Consider the following 6022-nt stretch of genomic DNA (forward strand, 5'->3'; position numbering starts at 1 on the left):
TGTCCAAGCAAAACCACGTGGTGCCGGTTGAGCACCGTAGGTCGAGCACAGGTGAGAAGCCGGGGAAGAAGGCCAAACCCCAACAGCCAAGAACCTGAAAATAGTGGTGCCTTCGGCGCGTTTTCCCAGGTCGCACGCTCGCCGTAGCCGCCGGCCTGGATCTGGCGCCCTTACTCGATCAGCCCCATCCGCCACGCTTCGCGTGCCTGGCGATGCTCACGGCCGAGCACTTCGGCCAGCACCCGATCGCCGAGCGTCCGGTAGCCGATACCCGCGATCCGCCAGTCACCCACCACGACCGTGCCCGCGTCGCCCCCGTCGTCGGGGGTGGCCGTCTGCTGCTGCGCCCACGGGTCGCGCTCGCGTCCCCCGTTGGCCAGCCGCCACGCCCGTCGTGCCTGGCGTAGCGCGGTGAAGGTGGTGGAGTAGCGGCGGCTTTTGGAGGTCACGTGCCCGCGAAAGCCGAGCGTGTGAATGTGCCGGGCCAGCCGCAGCGTGCGGCAGGTGGCCAGCCGCGCCAGCTTGCGCACCACCGCCGTGAGCGCCGCCACGTGCGCCGGTACCGCGCGGCCCTGCCCCACGTCCTCCCGTTCCTCAGCGCGTGGCCGAGAGGCTGGGAGACCGTTCACGCTGTCGGAGACGGTCTTGGTGGCGTACTTGGCCAGATAGCCCGCCACCCGCGCCCCGTCGATGCGGCTTGCGGGCACGGGCCTGATGTCCAGTTGCGTGCCCCAGCGCGCCGTCGCCGCCGTGTGGCCGTCGACCACCGGAAGAGGCACGCTGACATGCTGCGCCGCGTGCATCAGGGCCGCCGTCAGCAGGTCCACCCCGGCCCACGCCGGAGCAGAGGCGACCTGGTCGGGATCGTCGGGGTTCACGCCGTCGAGGCGGGCCAGCACATGCAGATGGACCACGCCCCGCTTCTGGAATTCGGCGACCTTCACATAGGACAGCCGCAGCAGCCCGCGCACGGCACGCACGGTCAAGGCTTGCCCGCCGACAGCGGGGGCAAGAGCGGCCAGCGCCCGATACGCATAGATCACGGTGCGCCGCCACAGCTCCCCAGCGTGGGCGTTCCACAACACCTGACCGGCCAGGTCCGCGCAGTCCTCACACAGCGGAGCCCCGACCATCGCATCCTTGGCATCGTGGCGCGAGGGGCACCCTCGCGGCCTGCCGTGCTCGCACGTCCTGTTGCCGCCTCTGGCCACCCGGCACACCCGACCCTCGCGGGCGGCGTGCACCCGTCCGAAGCTCGGCGCGGTGAACGTGGCCAGCACCAGCGGGTTACCCACCGCCCCATGACCGCCCTCATCACCGAGACCGGCAGCGCCGCCGTCATCACCACGAGGACCATCGGCATCGTGATCGGCATCGTTCCCGTGCCGCACGCCAGCGGCGAACACGTGCCAGGCATCGGCCCGGTAGCGCGCCGCGCACGGCGGGCAGACGCTCTCGCGGCGGTCCTTGCACGCCACCAGCAGCACCCCGCCCGGCTCGCCCGCGCTGGAGTAGGTGGCCTCAATCTCTCCGGTTTCCCTGTTGACCGTCATCGCCGACCCGGACAACCTCACGGGTCGTACGCAGTGCCCCGCCCGCTCGACCTGGGCGGACCAACGCCGGTATTCCTCATCATCGGCCACGCGGGCGATCATTTGCCCGAGCACCGTAGAGCTTCGCATCATCTGATCGCTCCTGCTTGACCTGACTGCCAAGAGGCGGTCCCCACAGGCCGCCCCCCGTCATGTGCGCGTCGTGTGCGCAGATCCCCCGATCCGTTCCGGGACCTCACCGCCGCCCCGGCGCGTGTGCCCTACTGCGGTGCCCGCTGCTTGGGAACCGTCAGCGGGTGCCAACGGCCCCGAGCCGCCAGCATGAGCGCTTCCACGTCCGCCGGACTGTCCAGCATCGACGCGCCCAGCCCGCCCGATTTCCACGGGGCGTGTGCGAACGTCTTGAGGGTGTGTTCCAGCTCTGTGCGGCCCGCGCCGAACAGCCAGGACACGAACCGTTCGGCCGCGTATTCCTCGCTGATCTCCACCGGCGCGAGTTCTTCCGCCATGATCCAGACTTTCACTGTCCTTGCTCCTCTCGGTGTGTCTCCCTGTCTCTCGCCCGCCGGTCCCTCGCCCCCGTCGCGCGATCCCTTCCCGGGGGTGGGACCCCGGGTCTTACGCTTGCCGCTGTCCGTCAGGACAGGAGTGTCAGACACGGGTTGTACGCTGCCGGACGCCGATCGGTTCAACTGATCGCCCCTATATTTCGTCTACATTTCCGCAGGTAAGAGCCCTTTCCGGAAAGATCCCGGGCCGGTAGTGGTCCCGTCCGCCGCGCACTGTCGCCGTGAGCTGCGACCACAACAGCTTTGACTACTATCCGCACTCGCTTGGTTACTGCTATACCTGATTTGCGGGTCGGCGCACTGGAGGGGGGCGTGGCCCGCCAAGGGGAGGGGCCGCCCGTCCGGCTCGCTCACGCGTCGTTCAACCGGCCAGGCAGCCCCGCCCCGCGCCCGCTCAGACGAGCGTCACAGCGCCCGCGCGCACGTGACCGGCACGAAGCCGAAGGGGCTTCCGGTGATGCTCACGCGGCCCGATCGCACCTTGTACCAGACGTCGCCCCGCAGGCCGCACTTACTGGGGTAGCTGGACCCGGCCAGGCGAGTGCGCTCGCAGGTGGTCAGGATGGTTCCGGTGCGAACGGTGCGCAGCACCAGGCCGTTGACGAACGGGAAGTCGCGGATGGCGACGTTCCGGCCGGTGATCTGGATCTTGCGGCACGGTGCCGCCGACTGCTGCGCCGTGCTGTGCGCCGTCATGGTCTGCGCGGTGGTCTGCGCCGTGCTGTGCGCCGTGCTCTGCGCGGTGGTCTGGGCGTTCGCCGCAGTGGCCGCCAGGGGCAGCGCGCCGAGGGTGGCGGCCAGGATGGCGGAGGCGAACAGCGTGGTCGGACGGAACATGATGGTCTCCTTCTGTGTGTTGATCGTTTCTCTTTGGTTGGTGGAACGGTGGAGGCGTTTACCTCCAGGTGGAGGCGCGCAGCTTGGCCGCGTACGCCGCCAAGTCGGACAGTTGCGCGTCCGACAGGTAGAACCCCTTCTGCCGGATCGGGCCGGAGGCCCCAGCCAGCAGGTAGCCCACACCGGCCGCGCCGATGGGGATCGTGGAGGCATCGACGCCGCGTTGCGCCCAGCCGGAGCCAAGTACGGTGTCCGACGCCTCACGGGTGGTGCACCGCAGTGCCCATCGGGTATCGAACAGATCCCTGATGTACGTGGGCACCACGTCGGATCCGGGTTTCTGCGTGGCCGCGATCACTCGCACCGCCGCCGCGCGGCCCCGCGCCCCGAGGTCATGCAGCGGCACCAGGAACGCATCCCGCTTCTTCTTGTTCGGGTACAGGGTGAACGCGGCCAGTTCGTCGATGATCACGGCCAGCAGGCCGTAACCCATCCCGCGTGTGATCTTCCGCAGGCCGGACGCCGCCAGGTAGGCATAGCGCTCATCCATGCGCTTGACCGCCCACTCCAGGCCCTCTGTCGCACTGTCGATGTCGGAGCGGATCCCGCCGTGCGCCACGTGCTCCCACGCGGCCAGCTCCACGCCGTTCTTGCCGTCGATGTACACGCCCTCAGTGGCAGGGTCCAGGTTCAGGCCCGCGATCAGGGTTTGCAGGGAGACGGACTTGCCGGAGTCGGGACCGCCGCCGATCATCGTATGCACGCTCACCGCTGGTCCCTCCCTTCGATCTCCTCAGGGCCGTCACTGAGCAGCGCGACCGTGACCAGCTCCCCGGTTTCGGAGATCCCGACCGGGAGCGGATCCCAGGCGCTTGCCACCCATCCCTGACGCGGTGCGTCCGCCCACGGCCAGGTGAGCACCCCGAAGGCGTCGAGGGGATCACGGCGGATCACCTCCACCTCCGCATACCGGGCGTTGACCTCATCGGCCTGCACCCGCACGTCGGAGGCTTCCAGCGACGAGGCCAGCCACGGGGCGCGGTCTTCCACATCGCATGCCGCGCCGCCCTTCGGCATGCGCACCCGCAGGCGTTCACCCGCCGACGTCCGCGCCGCCGCCATCACGCGCGGAATGCGGTCGTTGTGCGTGGCCAGCCCCGCGAAGCGGGCCGCCTTGTCCCACTGGCGGATGACGCGCGCCCGCCACAGCAGATCCCGCAGCCAGCCGCGCACCGCAGGCACGCCGCCGACCAGCGAGGCCAGGCACACCGCCACGCCCAGCGCCACCGGCCAGTCACCCAGCCGCCAGGCCCCGCCGACCAGCGCCACCGTGACCAGGCTCAAGCCCAGTTCGCGACGGCGCAGCCACACCGGCCGCAGTACGTACGTGGTCAGCCGTGAGGTGGGGGTGGACTGCGCCCGGATCGGCACGGCGGGCATCTCCACCATCGGCGGCAGCCCGGACGGCCGTCCTGGAACCTGCGGACCCATCAGCCCCGTCATGACGGCCCCTCCGACTCCCCGCCCGCACCGGTCGCCTGATGCGCCGGATACGGCGGACGGTGGGACAGCGCGGGCACCGCCGCCACCCCGGGCGGATCACTCAGCGGCACCAAGACGACGCCGGACAGCTCCAGCTCCCCGGACCGGCGCAGCCAGCCCGGCTCACCCTCGGTGAAGCAGGCGTCCACCTCACGGGCGAAGGCGTCGGCCGCCTGCGCCAGGGTGGAGGCGAACCACCGCGCCACGGCGGGGGACAGATGATCCACCCGCAGCACCACAAGCTGTCCGCTGAAGCTCGTGAAGCTCAGCAACGGCCAGCCGGTCGGTACCCGCCAGGTGTTCACCCGCGTCCCCGCAGGCGCGATCACCAGGTCCATCAGCTCTCGCCCCCGCCCTCACCGGGTGCACCGTGCCGGGAGGCTGCGTGCGGGTTACGCCCCCGCGCCGCACCGGCTGGGCTCTCGCCGTTCGCGGGCACCGACGCAGGAGCGGACGGCGCGGAGACGTACTGCGCCGTGACCGGACCCGCGTTCAGCGGGATCACGGCATCGGCGCTCCACCACCGCACCTCGCCGTCCCTGGCCATGCCGTAGGCGAGCCCTTCCACCCGCACGGACTGACCCGGCTTCAGGTGGTTCTGCTCACCCGGAAGGTTGAACTTGATCTTTGTGGAGTCGTTGCCGTCCATGGCCAGCAGGTTGACCACCATGACCGGCCGACCGTCATCGGTGACCCGAACCTTCTTGGTCGTGAAGTCCTTCGCCGGACTCGGCGGCGACGTCACCGTGAACCCCAGTTGGCTCGTGTCGATCGGAAAGCGCATCTCTGCCTCCCTCCGGGGTGCCCCTATGACACCCACTCTGGAAGGCTGTACTCGAACATGCGTTCGAACAGTTCAATGCGATGCCGTTATGGCATATCCGCACGCGCCAACGCGTCTGGCATGCTAGAGCCGCCCGTCGGACCCCGTACTTTGCAGCCCCATGGGATGCTTGCACGCATGGCGACACATTGGACGCTCGGTTGCGACGCGGCCGACCCGCATGCGATTGCCGCGTTCTGGGCGATCGCCCTCGGGTATGTGGCTGAGCCGGGGTACGACGACCCGGACGGTGCTTCCATCATCGATCCGGACGGCGTCGGCCCAGCCATCGGCTTTCTCAGGGTGCCTGAGGGCAAGACAGCTAAGAACAGGATGCACATCGACATCCGCGTGGCGGGCGAGCCGCCATGGGACATGACCGAGCGCGAGCACCTCATCCGTGCGAAAGTCACCGAGCTGGTAACCGCCGGGGCTACGACTGTCCGCGAGGAGTCGTACAGTGAACACCTTGGCCATGTCGTGATGCTCGACCCAGAAGGCAACGAGTTCTGCGTCGCGTAAGAGGTTGGCCCCCAAGACCACGCGGCACCTGTCCCGACCTGTCGCGGGACACCACACGCGCGCCCGCGCGCCCACGTCCCCAACGTTCCCGTGTGTGATGAGTTTCCCTACTAGATCAAGCCGCCCGGCCCAGCCGGACGAACCCCCGCGGTAATGATCTTGGTGTGGGGGTGGCC

Annotated in this window: 8 protein-coding genes; 1 reads left to right on the top strand and 7 read right to left on the bottom strand. The window is 69.4% G+C overall.

Annotated elements, in window-relative coordinates:
- Positions 1–170 precede the first annotated feature (170 nt).
- From EJK15_RS67030 to EJK15_RS67060, 7 genes are all read right to left on the bottom strand, one after another.
- Complete coding sequence (locus tag EJK15_RS67030) at positions 171–1685, bottom strand: replication initiator (RefSeq protein ID WP_138720555.1); 1515 nt, start codon at positions 1683–1685, stop codon at positions 171–173.
- 128 nt (positions 1686–1813) lie between these two features.
- The gene (locus EJK15_RS67035; RefSeq protein WP_138720556.1) at positions 1814–2077 is read right to left on the bottom strand and encodes a hypothetical protein; all 264 of its coding nucleotides are present in this window, start codon (positions 2075–2077) and stop codon (positions 1814–1816) included.
- 450 nt (positions 2078–2527) lie between these two features.
- Positions 2528–2959: a hypothetical protein gene (locus EJK15_RS67040; RefSeq protein ID WP_138720557.1), complete on the bottom strand. Its 432-nt coding sequence runs from the start codon at positions 2957–2959 to the stop codon at positions 2528–2530.
- A gap of 58 nt (positions 2960–3017) precedes the next feature.
- A complete protein-coding gene (locus tag EJK15_RS67045; RefSeq protein ID WP_138720558.1) occupies positions 3018–3728 on the bottom strand; it encodes an FtsK/SpoIIIE domain-containing protein in 711 nt (236 codons plus the stop codon).
- Complete coding sequence (locus tag EJK15_RS67050) at positions 3725–4462, bottom strand: hypothetical protein (RefSeq protein ID WP_138720559.1); 738 nt, start codon at positions 4460–4462, stop codon at positions 3725–3727. Before EJK15_RS67050 ends, EJK15_RS67045 begins: the two co-directional genes overlap by 4 nt.
- Positions 4459–4839, bottom strand: a complete 381-nt coding sequence (locus EJK15_RS67055) for a hypothetical protein (protein ID WP_138720560.1) — start codon at positions 4837–4839, stop codon at positions 4459–4461. Before EJK15_RS67055 ends, EJK15_RS67050 begins: the two co-directional genes overlap by 4 nt.
- Entirely contained in the window at positions 4839–5285 is a 447-nt protein-coding gene (locus tag EJK15_RS67060; RefSeq protein ID WP_138720561.1) for a hypothetical protein, read from the bottom strand. Before EJK15_RS67060 ends, EJK15_RS67055 begins: the two co-directional genes overlap by 1 nt.
- 177 nt (positions 5286–5462) lie before the next feature.
- Between EJK15_RS67060 and EJK15_RS67065 the strand changes: the two genes are divergently transcribed.
- Positions 5463–5846 (top strand): VOC family protein, encoded by a 384-nt coding sequence (locus tag EJK15_RS67065; RefSeq protein ID WP_138720562.1) that lies wholly within the window; start codon positions 5463–5465, stop codon positions 5844–5846.
- The last annotated feature ends 176 nt before the right edge of the window (positions 5847–6022 follow it).

This window comes from Nonomuraea basaltis (assembly GCF_005893125.1).
Taxonomy (GTDB): Bacteria; Actinomycetota; Actinomycetes; order Streptosporangiales; family Streptosporangiaceae; genus Nonomuraea; species Nonomuraea basaltis.